General features: G+C 71.2%; 15 protein-coding genes and 1 pseudogene. 3 read left to right on the forward strand and 13 right to left on the reverse strand.

The window, feature by feature from the left end:
- The 4 genes from HII36_RS58980 to HII36_RS45220 form a co-directional block, all read right to left on the reverse strand.
- The coding region (locus HII36_RS58980; protein WP_173529533.1) for a sensor histidine kinase at positions 1–1,443 on the reverse strand (1,443 nt) is incomplete at its 3' end.
- Positions 1,440–2,132 (reverse strand): response regulator transcription factor, encoded by a 693-nt coding sequence (locus HII36_RS45210; RefSeq protein ID WP_173529546.1) that lies wholly within the window; start codon positions 2,130–2,132, stop codon positions 1,440–1,442. The genes HII36_RS45210 and HII36_RS58980, both read right to left, overlap by 4 nt.
- A gap of 55 nt (positions 2,133–2,187) precedes the next feature.
- Positions 2,188–2,976 carry an ABC transporter permease subunit gene (locus tag HII36_RS45215; protein ID WP_173529534.1) on the reverse strand — a complete coding sequence of 263 codons (789 nt, stop codon included), beginning with the start codon at positions 2,974–2,976 and terminating at the stop codon, positions 2,188–2,190.
- Positions 2,973–3,887: an ABC transporter ATP-binding protein gene (locus HII36_RS45220; RefSeq protein WP_173529535.1), complete on the reverse strand. Its 915-nt coding sequence runs from the start codon at positions 3,885–3,887 to the stop codon at positions 2,973–2,975. Before HII36_RS45220 ends, HII36_RS45215 begins: the two co-directional genes overlap by 4 nt.
- A gap of 264 nt (positions 3,888–4,151) precedes the next feature.
- On the opposite strand from HII36_RS45220, the gene HII36_RS45225 reads away from it, so the two are divergent.
- On the forward strand, positions 4,152–5,165 hold the full coding sequence (locus HII36_RS45225) for an L-threonylcarbamoyladenylate synthase (RefSeq protein WP_328808180.1): 1,014 nt from the start codon (positions 4,152–4,154) through the stop codon (positions 5,163–5,165).
- 37 nt (positions 5,166–5,202) lie between these two features.
- Here the strand turns inward: HII36_RS45225 and HII36_RS45230 are convergent, their stop codons facing one another.
- The 3 genes from HII36_RS45230 to HII36_RS45240 all read right to left on the reverse strand — a co-directional run bounded on the left by HII36_RS45230 (position 5,203) and on the right by HII36_RS45240 (position 9,570).
- The gene (locus HII36_RS45230) at positions 5,203–5,865 is read right to left on the reverse strand and encodes an HAD family hydrolase (protein WP_173529537.1); all 663 of its coding nucleotides are present in this window, start codon (positions 5,863–5,865) and stop codon (positions 5,203–5,205) included.
- Positions 5,866–6,144: 279 nt separating this feature from the next.
- The gene (locus tag HII36_RS45235) at positions 6,145–8,346 is read right to left on the reverse strand and encodes a SulP family inorganic anion transporter (RefSeq protein ID WP_173529538.1); all 2,202 of its coding nucleotides are present in this window, start codon (positions 8,344–8,346) and stop codon (positions 6,145–6,147) included.
- Positions 8,347–8,559: 213 nt separating this feature from the next.
- Complete coding sequence (locus tag HII36_RS45240; protein ID WP_328808181.1) at positions 8,560–9,570, reverse strand: sigma-70 family RNA polymerase sigma factor; 1,011 nt, start codon at positions 9,568–9,570, stop codon at positions 8,560–8,562.
- Between the two features lie 169 nt (positions 9,571–9,739).
- Here HII36_RS45240 and HII36_RS45245 point away from each other — a divergent pair, with 169 nt between their 5' ends.
- Positions 9,740–10,465, forward strand: a complete 726-nt coding sequence (locus HII36_RS45245; RefSeq protein WP_173529540.1) for an SDR family NAD(P)-dependent oxidoreductase — start codon at positions 9,740–9,742, stop codon at positions 10,463–10,465.
- Positions 10,466–10,598: 133 nt separating this feature from the next.
- Here HII36_RS45245 and HII36_RS45250 read toward each other — a convergent pair whose 3' ends face one another.
- The 4 genes from HII36_RS45250 to HII36_RS45265 all read right to left on the reverse strand — a co-directional run bounded on the left by HII36_RS45250 (position 10,599) and on the right by HII36_RS45265 (position 14,510).
- On the reverse strand, positions 10,599–11,786 hold the full coding sequence (locus HII36_RS45250) for a YcaO-like family protein (RefSeq protein WP_236004635.1): 1,188 nt from the start codon (positions 11,784–11,786) through the stop codon (positions 10,599–10,601).
- Positions 11,787–11,801: 15 nt separating this feature from the next.
- A complete protein-coding gene (locus HII36_RS45255; RefSeq protein WP_173529542.1) occupies positions 11,802–13,103 on the reverse strand; it encodes an aKG-HExxH-type peptide beta-hydroxylase in 1,302 nt (433 codons plus the stop codon).
- Positions 13,090–13,440 (reverse strand): Nif11-like leader peptide family natural product precursor, encoded by a 351-nt coding sequence (locus HII36_RS45260; protein WP_173529543.1) that lies wholly within the window; start codon positions 13,438–13,440, stop codon positions 13,090–13,092. The genes HII36_RS45255 and HII36_RS45260 overlap by 14 nt, the downstream gene beginning before the upstream one ends.
- A gap of 320 nt (positions 13,441–13,760) precedes the next feature.
- A complete protein-coding gene (locus HII36_RS45265; protein WP_173529544.1) occupies positions 13,761–14,510 on the reverse strand; it encodes an alpha/beta fold hydrolase in 750 nt (249 codons plus the stop codon).
- Between the two features lie 61 nt (positions 14,511–14,571).
- Here HII36_RS45265 and HII36_RS45270 point away from each other — a divergent pair, with 61 nt between their 5' ends.
- Positions 14,572–15,096 (forward strand): PadR family transcriptional regulator, encoded by a 525-nt coding sequence (locus HII36_RS45270; RefSeq protein ID WP_173529545.1) that lies wholly within the window; start codon positions 14,572–14,574, stop codon positions 15,094–15,096.
- A 19-nt stretch (positions 15,097–15,115) separates the two neighbouring features.
- Here the strand turns inward: HII36_RS45270 and HII36_RS45275 are convergent.
- Both HII36_RS45275 and HII36_RS45280 read right to left on the reverse strand, forming a co-directional pair.
- Positions 15,116–16,130: pseudogene (locus HII36_RS45275) on the reverse strand (IS5 family transposase).
- Positions 16,131–16,489: 359 nt separating this feature from the next.
- Positions 16,490–16,721: hypothetical protein (locus tag HII36_RS45280; protein ID WP_217370758.1), on the reverse strand; the 232-nt coding region annotated here is incomplete at its 5' end.

Below are 16,721 nucleotides of genomic sequence, written 5' to 3' on the forward strand. Positions count from 1 at the left end.
GTGGGGGAGGAGGGGCAGGGTGAGGCGGAAGCGGGCGCCTTCGCCCAGTGCGGTGCGCAGCTCGACGTCGCCCCCGTGCGCGCGAGCGAGTGAGCGGGCGATGGCGAGCCCGAGCCCCGCGGCGGCCCCGCCCGACCGGTTGCGGGACCGGTCGGCCCGGTAGAAGCGGTCGAAGACACGCCCCGCCTGCTCGTCCGTCATCCCCGGCCCCTCGTCCGAGACGTCGAGCACGGCCCGGCCGTCCGCCGTGCCGACGCCGATCCGTACGGGGGTCCCCGGTGGCGTGTGGGCGGCCGCGTTGCCCACCAGGTTGGCGACGACCTGCCGCAGCCGTGCCTCGTCGGCGTGGACCGGCGCCGGTCCCGGCGGCCCGCCACCGGGCCCGGTGACCTCGACGGGACGCGTCGGGTCGAGGGCGCGCAGATCGTGCCGGGCGTCGTTGGCCAGCGTGCGCAGGTCCATCGGGGCCCGGTCAAGCTGCCCCTCGGGCCCCTCGTCGAGCTGGGCGAGCAGCAGCAGGTCCTCGGTGAGCGCGGTGAGCCGGGTGGCTTCGCGGTCGATGCGGCGCATCGCCGCGTCGACGTCGGACGGCCCTGCGAGCGCCCCCATCCGGTGCAGCTCGGCCGAGCCCTTGATGACGAAGAGCGGCGTGCGCAGCTCGTGACTGACGTCCGACACGAACGCGCGCATCCGGGCCTCGGACGCGGCCGCGTCGGCGAAGGCCCGTTCGAGCTGGCCGAACATGGTGTTGAGTGACGCCGTCAGGTGCCCGATCTCGGTGCCGGGCGGCGCGAGGACGGGCACCCGCCGGGTGAGGTCGCCCCCGGCGATGGCTGCGGCGGTGTGCTCGATCCGGCGCAGCGGCCGTAGCCCACCGCCGAGGGCGAACCAGCCGGCCCCCGTCAGCAGGACGAGCAGCACGGCGCCGCTGACCAGGCTGCTGGCCCGGACCCGGGCGATGGTGGCGTCGGCCTCGGCCAGCGGCGCGGCCGCGATGACCGTGCCGCTCCAGCCCGCGGCCTGCCTGGCGACGGCCCGCCAGCGGCCCGAGCCGTCGGCGGCACGCAGGTCGACGGTCGTCCCGTCGGCGGGAACCGCGCTCAGGCCGGCCCGGCTGGGCAGGGTCGCGACGTCCGTCCCGGGGGAGTGCACGCTCGCGGTCACCACGCCGCTCGCGTCCAGATAGACCAGGTACGGGCTGCCGAACACGCCGAGTCCCGTTTCGAGCAGGTCGGGGCGGGCGGTGGTGTCCTCGATCGCCGACGGCCCGCCGGGCGGGACACGGGCGAGCAGCGCGGTGAGCGAGCGCAGCTGGCCGTCGACCCGGCCGAGCTGGTGGCGCTCCAGATGGTCGGCGACCACGGCGCCGTTGAGGCTCAGCCCGGCCAGCAGCAGGCCCGCGGTGAGCAGCAGCAGCCTGGCCCGTAGCGAGAGCCGCCTCACCGCCGGGGCTCCCGCATCACATAGCCCACGCCGTGCACGGTGTGGATGAGCTTGGGCTCCCCGGCGTCGACCTTGCGCCGCAGGTAGGAGATGTAGGTGTCGACGATGCTGGCGTCGCCGCCGAAGTCGTAGCGCCACACCCGGTCGAGGATCTGCGTCTTGGACACCACCCGCCCGGCGTTCTCCATCAGGTAGCGCAGCAGCCGGAACTCGGTGGGTGAGACGCGCACCGGACGTCCCTCCCACGTCACCTGGTGCCCCTCGGCGTCGAGCGTGAGCGCGCCCACCGTCAGCACGCCGGCCTGGGGGCCGGAGGTGCGGCGGAGGATGGCGCGGATCCGGGCGATCAGCTCCTCCAGGTCGAACGGCTTGGTCACGTAGTCGTCGGCGCCGAGGGAGAGCCCGGTGATCTTGTCGGCCTGGCGGTCCCTGGCGGTGAGGAACAGGACGGGCACCGACTGCCGCTCACGCAGCCGCCGGACCACCTCGAAGCCGTCCAGGTCCGGCAGCATGACGTCGAGCAGCACCAGGTCGGGCGGCTCGGCGGCGGCCGCGGCGACCGCCTCGGTCCCGGTCGCCGCCGAGGACACCCGGAACCCGGCGAACCGCAGCGCCGCGGCCAGCAGTTCGCGGACGGTGGCTTCGTCGTCCACCACCAGCAGCCGCTCGGCGTCTTCCCGGGGTGTCATCGCCTGACCTGATTCGTCCACGCCGGCCAGGATACGAAAGCCCGGCTCCCGCCCATCACACGTCGCGGCGCCGGAAGAGCACGAACGCGGCGGCCAGCACGGCGGCGACGCCGAGACACATCCCGCCCAGGTTCAGCCAGGGGTGCGGGTAGGCCGGGTCCGGAACCGTCGCGAGCACCGCGGCCGCGCCCCGGGTCGGCCAGAAGTCGGCCAGCCCCCGCAGCCACGAGGGGAGGACGCCCGCGAGGGCGGGCACCAGGAACACGATCCCCACCAGCGTGGCGAGCGCCCCCGCCGTGGACCGCAGGATCGTGCCGAGCCCGGCCGCGAGCAGCGCGATCGCCGTCAGGTACAGCCCGCCGCCCGCCACGGCGGACAGCACCCGCGGGTCGCCCAGCCGCGCGTACGGCACGCCCTGGCCGGCGAGCAGGGCCTGACCGAGGAGGAAGGAGGCGAACATCAGCACCTGGCCCGCCGTCAAGGCGACGGCGGCCGCCACCACGATCTTGGCCGCCAGCAGCCGGTGCCTGCGGGGCGAGGCGGTCAGCGTGATCCGGATCAGGCCGGTCGCGTACTCGGAGGTGACGACCAGGATGCCCACCACGCCGATGATGAGCTGGGCGACGATGTACGTCGTCAGGCTGAGACCGGTCGGATCCCACGCCTGCCGTTCGGCGGCGGTCGCGCCCGCGTACTCGGCCCCGGCCGAGCCCATCGACAGGAACGTGATGCCGAGCCCGGCCACGAACAGACAGGCCAGCGTGTACCAGGTGGAGCGCAGCCCGCGCAGCTTGATCCACTCCGCCTGGAGGAGTCGGCCGAACGTCACGCCGGGCGCGCTCATGCGCCGGCCCCCTGGTACTCGACGCTGTCCTTGGTCAGCTCCACGAAGGCGTCCTCCAGCGAGGGCCGCTGCGGAGTGAGCTCGCTGAGCTCGACGCCGTGGTAGGCGGCGAGCTTGCCGATCTCGCCGCTCGTCATGCCGGAGACGACGAGCGACGACTCGGGCCCGCCCCGCACGCCGGCCCCGGCGGAGGTCAGCCGCAGCGCGAAGGAGTCCGGCTCGGTCGCGCGGACCAGCACGGTGCCCTCGCCGCTGCCGTGCAGGAACGCGCTCATCCCGGTGTCGGCGATGAGCCGGCCGCGGCCGATGACGACCAGGTGGTCGGCGGTCTGCGCCATCTCGCTCATGAGGTGACTGGACACCAGCACGGCCCGGCCCTCGCGGGCGAGGGAACGCATGAAGTCCCGGATCCAGCGGATGCCCTCGGGGTCGAGCCCGTTCACCGGCTCGTCGAAGATCAGCACGCCCGGGTCGCCGAGCAGCGCCGCCGCGATGCCGAGCCGCTGCCGCATGCCCAGTGAGAACCCGCCGGCCCGCTTGCCGGCCACGCCCTCCAGTCCGGTCCTGGCGAGCACCTCGCCGACCCGCCGCCGGGGCAGGCCGTTGCTCACGGCCAGCGCCAGCAGATGGTCGTACGCCTTCCGGTCGCCGTGCAGCGCTCCGGCGTCGAGCAGCGCGCCCACCTCGGTCAGGGGCACGGGCAGGTCGCGGTAATGGCGGCCGCCGACGGTGGCGGACCCGCGGGTGGGGGCCGCGAGACCCATGATCATCTTCATCGTGGTGGACTTGCCCGCGCCGTTCGGGCCGAGGAAGCCGGTCACCTGCCCGGGGGTGACGGTGAACGACAGGTCGTCCACCACGAGGTCGGGCCCGTACCGCTTGGTCAGCCCTTGTACGTCGATCGTCGTCATGGGAGGGGATCCTGGCGGGCCCGGCCGACCGCTTTCTGGGAGGTTCTGGGAGAACTCTGAGAATCCACCGCCCCGGGCCGGGACGCGGCCGTTCATTCACCGGAAACCCTCAGGACCCGGCGATGAGGCCGCGGCGATCCGAGAGGACGGCCGCGCCCCGGCTGGTCGCCGCGTATGGCCTGAGCGGAGCCGCCGTCTCAATACGATGGGAACCCGCACCCGGGGGCGCCGGTGCGGCGGGTGATGACGGGAGGGTTCGCGAGGGTGACGGCAAGACCTGGTGACACCGACAGGGCGGCCATCGACGGGGCGGCCATCGACAGGGCGGCCGGGGTGCTGAGCGGTGGAGGCCTGGTGGCCTTCCCGACCGAGACCGTCTACGGCCTGGGCGCCAACGCCGCCGACGGCTCCGCCGTCGCCCGCGTCTTCCAGGCCAAGGGGCGCCCGCCCACCCATCCGCTGATCGTGCACCTCGGCGACGCGCAGCAACTGGGCGACTGGGCCGAGGACGTGCCCGCAACCGCGCGGCTGCTGGCCGAACGCTTCTGGCCGGGGCCGCTGACACTGGTGCTGCGGCGCGGCCGCCATGTACCGCTGGAGACGACCGGCGGCCTGGAGACGGTGGCCGTGCGCGTGCCGGCCCATCCTGTCGCGCTCGCGCTGCTGGCGGCCTTCGGCGGCGGCATCGCGGCCCCCTCGGCCAACCGCTTCGGCTCGGTCAGCCCGACCACCGCCGCGCACGTGCGCGCCGAGCTCGGTGACGCGGTGGACGTCGTACTGGACGGCGGCCCGTGCCAGGTGGGCGTCGAGTCGACCATCATCGACGCCACGGGCGAGACTCTGAGCATCCTGCGGCCCGGCGGGGTGACGCGTGAAGACCTCGAAGCGGTGCTGGGGCGCCCGCTCGCGGTCCCCGCGGCGAGCCCGATCCGGGTGCCCGGCCAGCATCCCTCGCATTACGCGCCCCGCGCCCGAGTCGTCCTGGTCGAGCCCGAGCAGGTGGTCACCGAGGCGGAGCTCGCGCAAGGACTGGGGCATCAGGTGGGCGTCCTGCTTCCTCCCGCCCTTACCGACGCCCCGGTCAAGGCGCACGCCGTGGTGGCGCTGCCCGCGTCGACGGCCGCCTACGCGCGCGAGCTGTACGGATTCTTGCGCGAGCTCGACCAGCGAGGCTGCGACCTCATCGTCGCGTCCCTGCCGCCGGAGCAGGGGCTGGGAGCCGCGATCGCCAACCGGCTGCGCCGCGCCGCAGGACCCCGGCCGGCCGCAGGACCTTGACCCGCCGCACGGGTGTCCCCCCGGGGCGCGTGCGGGATCACGGCCGGTGCAGCGCCGCTTCCAGGCTCGCCACGGCGCCGACCAGGTCGGGGAAGGTGTCGATGAACGCGTCGACCCGATGGTCGGCGAAGTCGTGAGCTTGGCGGATGCCGCTTTGCATGCAGGCGATGAAGGGCAGGCCGGCGCCGTTGGCCGCTTGCGCGTCGCCAGGGGAGTCACCCACGTACACGCATTCGTCCGGCCGTAGCCCGGTATCGGCGAGCAGCACGTCGAAAGCGCGGGGGTCCGGTTTGCGGAAAAGCGTGTTTCCCGCGTGATAGGCCGCGGTGAGCCGACCCGCGAGCGCGTGTTCCGGGGCGAGGAGATGCTCCATCTCCTCTTCGGTACGCGAGGTCAGCAGCATGAGGCGACGTCCCTCCGCCAGCAGGACGTCGAGCGCCGCGAGGTTCTCCTCCGCGATGACGTCCAGCCGACCGGCGCGGACGTAGTCGCGGAGCACGAGCCGGTAGGCGGCCGTGAAGGCCGCCGGGTCCATACCGGGGGAGCGCTCACGCATGGCATCGAGCAAGGGCATGCCCCAGGTCGACAGATGGACGGCTCGCGACATCGGCCGGCGGCCGAGCCGGCTCAGCACCTCGTTCTCCAGCTCGAAGCACACCGCCTCGGTGAGGCACAGCGTGTCATCCACGTCGATCACCACAGCACCGATCACAACAGCCAAAAGTAACGTAGTGCTCAGTGGGATGGCGGCGACCTGCGCCGACCGCTCGGCGGGGGCGAGGCCCTGGGAATCACCGGGGGATCTCGACGATGTGCGCGAAGATTTCGCGTGCTTCCGCTCCACGCCGGCGAAGCCGAGCCTCGTGCCGCTCGCGGCGAGCGCCCCTGAAGGCTGCTGATCTGTCAGGGACGCTCACCCATCAAAGAGCCTCTCAGCGGATTTGTCAGACGCCTTCGCGCTGAACGGGCCTGACCCTGATCACCGTGAATTCGGCTCGGACGGCACGAGCGTGGTCCCGGCGCCCGACGTCCACGGGGGAACAATGCGCACCCGGGCGGAGGCGATGTCGAAGTAGAGCCCCACCAGCTTGAGCCGTCCGGCTTGGACCTGCTCGTCCACCTGGCGGTGGCTCCTGAGGTTTTCCAGTTGCTGCTGGACGTTCAGCTGGCAGAGCGTGTCCAGTGCGCTGTCGTGCTGGCGCGCGTCGTCCGCGCGGAGTGTGGCGAGACTGGGCTCGCCGTGGCGGAGCCAGCGGCCCAGATGCGGCAGGTCGGTGGTGGTGGGCCGGCCGGCGAGCAGGGCGGCCATCGCGCCGCAGCCCGAGTGGCCGCAGACCGTGATGGTGTGGACGTTCAGTACTCGGGTCGCGAATTCGATGGCGGCGACGACCGAGTCGTCGCCGGGCTCCGCGCCCGCCCTCGGCACCAGGTTGCCGACGTTGCGTACCGTGAACAGATCACCGGGGCCGCTGGAGGTGATCAGGCTGGGCATGACCCTGGAGTCGGCGCAGGTGATGAACAGGTGGGTGGGCCGCTGCTCGGCGGCCAATTCGGTGAAGATCGGGCGCACGAGCGGCGCGGTGCGGCGGTGGAACTCATCAGCGCCCCGGGTGAGCCGGCAATCGGCGGAGGAGGCGGGCCGGCCGCGGTGCGTCCACGGCAGCCACCAGCGTCCGGCCGGCTTCGGCGGGCTCTTGGCCGGGAGCATGCGCCCGCCGCCGGCCGCCATCGTGTACCACTCGTCGTGCAGTTCGTCGATCGTGACGGTGCCGCCGAGGCGTTCGTGGTCCAGCCGCCAGGAGTGGATGGCCTCGAAGGCGGCGTTGTCCATGAAGTCGATGTTCAGGTCGAGGTCGACGTCGGCGCCGGCCGGGATGGCGCGTAGTTCCTGGGTCAGGCGGGGCACGCCGAGGAAGGTGAGCGAGCCGGAGACCGTGGTGTGCAGGCGCCCGTCCGGCTCCTCGCGGCTGTCGACGGTCACCCGGGTCAGCCGCCGCAGCGCCAGCAGCGCGGCCAGGGCAAGCCCGGCCAGCACCCCTTCGGCCAGCCCGACCAGGATCACCCCGGCCATGGTCACCGCGTAGACCGGCACCTCGTTGTGGCCGTGCACCTTTCTGACGTGGCCGAGGCTGATCGTCCTGATGCCGATGAAGACCAGCAGGGCCGCCAGGGCCTCCATCGGGATCAGCCGGATGGTCCAGCCGAGGCAGAGCGCGAACAGCAGGACCCAGATCCCGTGCAGGATGGCCGACCACTGGGTGCGCGCGCCCGCGCGGACGTTGGTGGTGCTGCGCACGATCACGCCGGCCACCGGCAGGCCGCCCAGGATGCCGCTGACCATGTTGGCCACCCCTTGACCGCGTAGTTCTCGGTCCAGGTCGGCGCGGCGGCCGGTGTGCATGCCGTCGGTGGCGACGCAGCAGAGCAGCGATTCGGCGCCGGCCAGCAGCGCCACGAGCAGCACCGCCATGGCGACGTTCCGCCAGTCGCCCTGCGGCAGTTGCGGCGGCGCCCAGGTGGTGATCGCGCCGGACAGGTCGATGCGGGTGACGTTCCAGCCGAACGCCCACGCGGCCGCGGCCGCCACGAGCAGCGCGGCCAGCGGGGCCGGGACCGCCCGGATGACCTTGGGCAGCCGGCCCCAGATCAGCAGCACCGTGATGGTGAGCACGCCGACCATGACCTTGTGGCCGTGCATGTCGAGGATCTGGCCCGGCAGTTGGGTCAGGTTCGCCAGCGCGGAGTGCTGGGGACTGCCGCCCAGCACCACGTGCAGCTGGGCCAGCGCGATGATGATGCCGACGCCGGCCAGCATGCCGTGCACCACCGCGGGCGAGACGGCCAGCGCGGCGCGCGCCGTCTTGAGCACGCCGAACAGCACCTGTACGGCGCCGGCGAGGATGGTGATCAGGCAGGTGGCGTGCCAGCCGTAGGTCTGCACCAGGCCCGCGATGATCAGGGTGAGGCTCGCGGTCGGCCCGCTGACCTGGACGGGCGAACCGCCCAGCCATCCGGCGACGATGCCGCCTGCCACGGCGGCGATCAGGCCTGCGGCGAGCGGCGCCCCGCAGGCCAGGGCGATGCCCAGCGACAGGGGCACGGCGACGAGGAAGACTACCAGTGATGCGGGCAGATCGTGTCTGAGAGTACGCAGGACGCTACTCTCCGTGAGTATGTTCATGTGGAGAACATTAATGTCCAGGTCAGGAGCCGGCTCTCGCCTGGAGAACGCGCCGGACGGTGTTCGCTGAAGGCCCACCGCTCGGGCCGAAACGCGGTGTGACCGGGGGCCTCCGCAGGGCATGACATCAGGGCCACTTCGCCGAGCACTGCGGCGCGCGCCGGGGTGGTCGTCGCGGCCGCCGCCCGGGTGGCAGCGTCCGCGTCGTCCCGGTCAACGGCTGGGCAGTGAACGGGGCAGGCCGAACCGCGGGAGCACACCGGCGTCGAAGTGGGTGACGGCGCAGATCTGGTCGCCGGTGAGGGTGAGGACGAGCAGGCCGGCTCCGTGGCGAATGCCGTCGGCGGAAGTGCGGAGATAGGCCCCGAACGCCGGTTGGCCGTTGGCGCGCGTCGGCACGAAGCCATAGGCCGGGCCCTGGTGGATGACGCTGGAGTAGAAGCGGGTGACGGCGTCGCGGCCATGATATTCGAGGGGGATCGGCGGCATGGACAGGCGGACATCGTCGGTGAGCAGGGCGACCAGCGCGTCGATGTCACCGGCCTGGTAGGCGCGGACGAACTTCGCCGTGAGCGCCTGTTCGGCCGGTGAGTGAGGAGTGGGCGGGAGTCGGCGCTCCCCGGCCGATGGGAGGCGGTGGTGCAGGCCGGCGCGGGCCCGTTTGAGCGCGCTGTTGATCGATTCGACGGTCGCGTCCAGCATGTCGGCCACCTCGGCGGCGTGGTATCCGAGGACGTCGCGCAGGATGAGCACGGCACGCTGGCGGGCGGGCAGGATCTGCAGCGCGGTCACGAAGGCCAGAGAAATGGCTTCGCTCTGTTCGTAGCGGGTCTCGGGGTTGAGTCGCTGGTCGGTCGCGCCCTCCAGGAGGGCGTCGGGATAGGGCTCGAGCCACACGATCTCGCCGAGCCCGGTCGGCTCGGGCGGTTCGATCTCGGGCAGGTTCCACTCCTTGGCCGGGCGTCGGCTGGCCGAGCGCAGTGCGTTCAGGCAGCGGGTGGTGGCGATCCGGTAGAGCCAGGTACGGATCGAGGCGCGTCCCTCGAACCTGCCGATGCCTTGCCAGGCGGCCAGCAGGGTGTCCTGGAGGGCGTCCTCGGCGTCGTGGAAGGAGCCGAGCATCCGGTAGCAGTGCACCTGCAGCTCACGGCGGTACGGCTGGGTCAGTTCGCGGAACGCCTCGCCGTCTCCGGCCCGCGCCTTGGTGATCAGGTCGGTTGTCACTACGCCACCCCTGCCGTCTGTGCCCTGCTTGGTCCTTTTCGGTACTGACACCGGCCGAGCCGTGAACTGGGCGGTCGACGGGCGCCCGGTTTCCCGGCGTCGCGGTGTCCACCTGATCGACGGCCCGGACGATCCGGGGCGCAGGACCAGAAAAGGGAGCCGTACCAGCATGACGATCGCAGACCGAGCAGTTCTGGTGACCGGAGCCAACCGCGGCCTCGGGCGGGCCATGGTGGAGGAGGCCTTGAGGAGGGGCGCGAAGCGGGTGTACGCCGGTACGCGCCGGCCCTTGGCCCACCCGGATGAGCGTGTCACCCCACTCATCCTGGACGTGACCGACGCCGCGCAGATTCAGGCGGCGGTGGAGAACGTCGCTTCTCTCGACGTCCTCGTCAACAACGCCGGCCTTTCGTTCTCCGACGACCTCAGCGATCGGGCCGCGCTCGAACAGCACCTCGCCGTCAATCTCTTCGGCACCTACGGTGTGATTCAGGCGTTCCTGCCGTTGCTGACTCGTTCTCAGGGAGCCGTCGTCAACGTCGGGTCGCTGGCGGCCTGGGCCGCCGTGCCGGTCCTCCCGGCCTACTCGATCTCGAAAGCCGCGGTGTTCTCCCTGTCACAATCGCTGCGTCCGCTTCTGGCCGGGCAAGGCGTACGGGTTCATACCGTCATGCCCGGCCCGGTGGACACCGACATGATCCGGGGCCTGGACATACCCAAGTTCTCGCCGCAGTCCGTCGCCCGAGCCATCTTCGACGGAGTGGAGAACGAAGAGGAGGACATCTTCCCCGACGCCGTGTCGGAGTCCTTGGGCGAGGGCTGGCGCAGCGGTGCGGTCAAGGCATTCGAACGTCAGAATGCGGCGCTACTCGAAGCGCAGCCCGTCACGTCATGAGGGCGGCCGGGGGATGCGGTGCGGCGCCTGGAAACGCAGTGAACAGCAGGTCTTCACCGGCCGAGTAGCAGCCAGCGTCAGCCGCTCCGGCTGCGGATCTGCGTCAGACGGCGTTTCCCGAGCACTCGTACGTTCATCCATAGGGGTGTGGCAGCGAGTTGACGGGCTCCGGTCCACGGCGCATCGCAAGAAAGCGCGGACCGTCGACGAACGGCTGGTCGGCGGTCCACTCCTTGCGCATCGCGTGCTGCTGGACGACCCGGCACACGTAGCGGGTCCCGGAATGGGCCAGGTCGACCACGAGTGGTTCGCATCCGAAGAATCGCTCGCGGCAACGTCGCAGCAAGACGTCGAATCCGGGAACGGGTTCGACGGGGTCGCGGCACGGCAGGCTTTCGTACCAGGACGCCACCGCGAGCGGATGCCGCCAGGCCCAGCGCACATGATCCAGGCTGGTGCGCACCGGCCCGCCGGGCCGGGCGGGTGGCGGCCAGCGGCGCAGGCCGTACCAGATGGACACCGCTTCCAGCGCCGCACGGGGCGCTGCCTCCTCGACGGTGGCGGCCGACGCCGACCCGCAGGCCAGGCCCGCTCGCATGTCTCGCAGGAGGCACAGCACCACCGGCGCCAACCGCGGGTCGCCGACATCGAGCAGCGACAGCCGCAACCCGTTGTCGCGGGCGAAGCCGACGGCGTTCTCACCGGCGAGTTCCTCCGCCAGGTCGGACCGTTCCCAGGAGGGCAGGCGCCAGGCCAGCATCAGGGCATCACGTTCAAGCACCTCATACAGCCCGTGCTGAAGGCAGGCCGTGACACGTTCCCCCCGGTCGCAGGCCAGCCCTGAGGCATCGCACTCACCGTCATCGGTGTCGTCCCCGGTCAACAGCGCCCACGCCGGGAGGACCTTGGCAGCCGGCACCAGGTAGGGCCTGCCCGAGCACATCCCGGTGGCGCGGCACCACCGCGTCGCACGTCCATCGAACCGTGCCGCCAGCGTCGCCAGCCGTCCCGGTCCGTATGGCGTGAGATCCTGCCAGGGCACCTGGGCCGCTCCCGGCGTCGCCTGGCTTTCGGTACGGCAGGCCAGGACGGCGGGGGAGCAGCCGGCGACGCGTTCGGCGAGTTCAGCGGCGCACCGGGCGCGCGCCGCTGCTTCCTCGGTGGCGACGGCCGCGGCGCCGACCCGCACCGGACGTGGCAGTCCCGCGACCGTCAGGTGCACGCCGATCGACGCGAAGTGAAGCCGATGCGGCTTTCGGCCGAGTGGCCGGTGCTCGATGTCGGGGACAAGCCTGTCGAGCAGGCGATCCAGGCTCCGCATCACGCCGGCCGGGGATCAGTCGTGGTAGGCGGCCGCAAGGGAGCCGACCGGCTCGTAGTCGGGGCCGAGGCTGTTGTAGAAGTCGGGGTCGGGCACGGCGACGATCTGGCGCAGCCGGTCGGCGCTCTCGCACATCGCCGCGAACAGGCGGGCTCCCCGTCCGGTCCACTCGCCGTAGCGGTCGAGTTGTTCGAGGCCCGCGTAAAGCCCCATGACATGCCGGTGGAAACGGCGTTCGGCCTCCTGGGAAGGCTCGACCTCCAGCACCGACCGCAGGAACAGCGACAGTCTCAGGAAGACGAACGTGGCGTGCAGCACCCCGTGCAAGGGCCGCGGGTCGCGCCGGATCGGTGAGACGGAGCCCAGGAAGGCGCCATTCGTCAGGGCCGGCTCCACCTCGAACTCCACGTGCAGCCGCTGGTGAGCCGCCTCGTGCACGATGTGATCGGCGTAGCACAGATCAGACCACTCGGGGTTGAGCTTGAAGAACGAGACCCCCAGGCAACTGATCGCCGAGCCGCCGATGAACGGCTCGCCCCGGATCAGGGTGAAGTGGTCGGTCAGCGTGCAGATTTCCGCGTGCAGCTCCGGCCGGCAGCGGCGGATGAGATCCAGTCCGCCGGCGAACCGCTCGACCTGGCGTCGGCCGACCTCGCTCGGTTGCAGCACCTTGAACGGCCGGGGGTCGAGATGGATCCTGGACAGGTCGCGCTGGTAGTCGGTGACGATCCGGTCCAGCGCTGGGCTGGCTTGCCAGAAAGTGATCGGCGCCCCAGGGACGGCCACGGTCGAGCAGCGGACCAGGTCGCGCAGCGGGAGTTCCATCGGGGCGGCGTCGGCTTGCTCGATGCGCAGAGTCGCGCCGTCCGTGGTGACCAGGGCTTGGCCGGGGCGTAGGGCGGACAACGCGGAACCGCAGGCGACCCGCTCGGAGAGCAGGAGCCTCCTGTCGTCCGGTACGGTGACCGCGAGCGGCTCCCCGTGCCGTACGTCCAGGGCGCCTGACACGGCCAGTGGCACCGCGGCCACCGCGGGAAGTTTGTCGACATGCCTGGCCAGCGTGGCCCAGTCGCCTCGGCGCATCATGCCCAGGCTGCGGAAGTACCACTCGTAAAAGACCGGCTCCACGGCCTGCAGCCGTCGCAGCGCGTCCAGCGCCTGGCGTGCCGGCACGCCGCCGCAACGGTCCGCCAGCCCGGAAACAACGGCGGCGGCCGAGTCCAGCGTGGCCCGGCCGAGCCTCCGCTTGGCCGCCGCCGCGTCCGCCGCCGACGGCACTACGCCGAGCGACGCCGGATCGCTCTCATCGCTCGCCATCAAGGGCTTCCCCGGCCAGGAACGCCAGCGGAGCGTGGTACTGGCACATGACGTCGGTGGGGTTGGAGACGCCGACCACGACGTTCTTGAAGCCGAGGGACCCGGCGCTGAGCGTGAAGGGGACGTTGGCCTGCGGCGCCGCCTCCTCGACGGCCTGCAGGAGCTCCTCGCGGCTGAAGGAGTAACCGTTTCGCGTCGCCACCTCGGTGGCGTAATCGAGCGCTTCGGCCAGCGATGCCAAGTCGCTCTGCGGGCGATCCCGGATCTTCTCCAGCAGTTGTGGATCCTGGCGCAGGTGGCCGACGAAGGCGGCCACGGAGTTTTCGGACTGGCTCATGGCGCAAGCTCTTCCCATGTTTCCGCGTCCCGAAGTCGCAGCTTGCGATCAGTTGGCTACTCTGTGCGTGAATCCTTATGCAGTCCGGGACGGCGGATTGCTCAAGATCATCCGAAGATGCTTCGCGCACATGAACGTCAGGCGTGCCGGGGTTCCGAGGTTTCCTCCCAAGGGCGATGGCGTCAGAGCGAGTTCGGCGGTTCATCGCAGATTTCTCGACGGCACCCATCACAGCTGATCATCTCCGCCGTGTGGAGCCGGCTCCGGCCCTCACGGCCCGTCCCGAAAGGGAAACCTGGCCGGCGGGCCGGTCTGCCTGCTCACGATCTCGTGAGCAGGCCGCTCACCTCCCTGGCGAACGCCTCCACGTTGTCGATCATGATGTTGTGGCCGGTGTCCGGGACCGCGATCAGCCGTACCCCGGAGGCCACCAGCTCGGCCGCCCCGGTGAGCTCGCCGTCCGCGGCCGGGTACAGGTAGGCGCGCGGGATCGGCAGCCGCCGCAGCCGTTCCCGCACGTCGGCCCGCGTGAGGTGCACCCCGCTCCGGTGCAGCGCCTCCCGCCCGGCAAGCCTCATGGTGGCCGCCCAGTGCGGGCCGACCCGGGCCAGCGTCTCGTCCCAGCCGTGCCGGACGAACTCGTCCTCGGTGTAGGTGGCGATGGTCGGCCGCGGCGCCGGCTCGATCGGGTCCAGATTGGCGTCCACCAGCACCAGCTCGGCCACCAGCTCGGGGTGCCGCTCGGCCAGGTGCACGGCGATCGTCCCGCCCATGCTGTGCGCGACCACCTGCGCCGCGCGAACGCCCGCCGCCCGCAATGCGGTCGCCAGCGCGTCCGCGTGCTCCTCCATGCTGTAGCCGAACCCCGTGGGCCGGTCGCTGGTCCCGAACCCCAGCAGATCAACGAACAGGCTCCGGTGTCCGGCCAGTTCCGGCCTGCTCGCGGCCTCCAGGAAGTACGGCGCTGCCGACGCGCCCAGCCCGTGCACATAAACCCGGACCGGCTCGCGACCGGCCACCTCGGCCCAGCGAATCCGGCTCCCGTCCGGCAGCACTTGAGCATCTCTCATAACCATCTCCTCCGAGGTATCTAGCTTTCGAGGTACTAAGTTGTCGATGTATCGTAGCGGCATGATTGAGCTGTCGATCCTCGGGTTCCTCTACGACGAGCCGCTCCACGGGTACGAGCTGCGCAAACGCGTCGCCGCCCTGACCGGCCACGTCCGGCCCATCGCCGACGGCACCCTCTACCCGGCGATCAAACGCCTGGAGCGCGACGGCCTGCTCGAACGCGACCCGCAGCCTGGCGCTCAGGCGGCGCCCAGGCACGTACTCACCCTCACCGACGCCGGGCGCGCCGAGCTGCGGCGGCGGCTCGCCGAACCGGATGAGCCGTTCATCACCGATGAGAACCGCTGGTTCACGATGCTGGCGTTCCTGCGCCACCTCGGCGAGCCCGCACTCCAGGCGCGGGTGCTGCAACGCAGACTGGCCTTCCTCACCGAACCGGCCAGCTTCTTCTGGGACGGCGACCGGCCCCTGCGCGCCGCCGACTTCGACGATCCGTTCCGCAAGGGACTGTTCACGATCGCTACCGCGACCAGCAGGACCGAGATCGGCTGGCTGCGGGAAACCCTGGCCGAGCTGGGCGCCTAGGGCGCGTATCGAGTTGTGATCAAGGCGTGGTCCTGGTGAGGTCTTTGATCCAGATCATTGAGGCGCGCAGGTGGAGGCCGGCGAGGTAGCTGTGGGGAGTCTTGTCATATCGGGTCGCGACGCCTCGCCATGCCTTGAGCCTGTTGATTAGGCGCTCGACAGTATTCCTCTCCTTGTAGAGATCGGCGTCGTAGCCGACAGGCCGTCCGCCGGCGGAGCCCTTGTTCTTGCGGTTGGCAGCCTGATCTCTCTTCTCCGGGATCACCGCCTTGATGCCGCGCCGGCGCAGGTGGGCTCGGTTGCCGCGGGAGGAGTAGGCCTTGTCGGCGGCGACCGCGCCCGGCCGGGTGCGGGGGCGGCCGGCAGCGCCGCGTACCCGTATCGCGCCCAGCACGGGGATGAACTGCGGCTGTCGGCGGCCTGGCCTGCGCTCAGCACGAATGCCAGGGGGCGGCACTTGCGGTCGGCGGCCAGGTGAATCTTGCTGCTCTGTCCACCCCTGGAGCGTCCCAGAAGGGCGGCCTTCAGCCGGACCTTCCGCCGACGCCGGATACGCCGCCGTTCCTCCCGCCCGAGATCGATCCCGGCGCCGATCTCGACGTCCTGTCCGTCTTGTTCTTCGAGACCGCCCCTTTTGTCCGGACCTTCTCCGCCTCGGCGGCAGCTTTCTCCAGTGCACCGAGGATGTCCTCATCCAGGCGCATCCCGGCGGCGTCGTGGTGAGCACGTGCGATGGTGGAGTCGACGCTGACCAGGGACAGGTCCACCTCCCCGCGCTTCGCGGCTTCCGCGATCAGGCCCTCCAGCAAGGACTCGAAGACGCCGGCATCGCGCCATTGCCGGAAGCGGTTGTGGACGGTCGACCAGGCGCCGAACTCCTGTGGCATCTCCCGCCACTGTCCGCCGGTCTTGAACCGCCAGATCACACCCTTGAACTGCTGCCGTAACCGCTCGGGGTACGGGCCGTACTCGCCGATGGGCAGGTACGGCCTGATGAACTCCCATTCCGCGTCCGCCAGTTGCACTCGCGTCACGGGACAAAGATCTACCGGTCTACGCCTCACCATGAGGGCGAATCGACAGTTTGATCACGACCCAATACGTGCCCTAGAGCGGCGGCATGGCCGGGTGCCCGACTGAACGCGCACACCAGGCGAGCCGGCCGCAGAACCGGCGTCCCGGTGACCGTTCGTCAGCAGAACTTATGGCTGCGTACCCTGACACTGCCCGCGTGGGCGCCCCAGGGCCGGGCGCAGGAACGCGGCCACCGCGCCCGGGATGGCGACGTATCCCTCAAACCCCCACATGGATGTCCATCTTGCGGCGGGTGGTGGCCGTGCTCACGTTCCCGCGCGACGCGGGCCTGCGGCCGCCACCCTTGTCGATCTTCAGGTCAGCCGCGCTTGTTGATCCAGGTCCGCCTGATGGTGTACGGGGTGAGCCGCACGGACGAGACCTGCCCGACCGCCGCCCACTCGCCGGTCAGCAGGATCGGCCCGGCCCACGGGTGCCACTGCTCCACACCGATCATGTGCTCCCCGGTGCCGCCGGTGCACTTGCTGTAGGCGTAGCTGCTGTCGGCCCAGATGGTGCAGTTGGTGGGCGTGGCCAGGGCGGGGGCGGGC

Origin of the sequence: Nonomuraea antri (assembly GCF_013283785.1) — a bacterium.
In the GTDB taxonomy this organism is placed as follows: Bacteria; Actinomycetota; Actinomycetes; order Streptosporangiales; family Streptosporangiaceae; genus Nonomuraea; species Nonomuraea antri.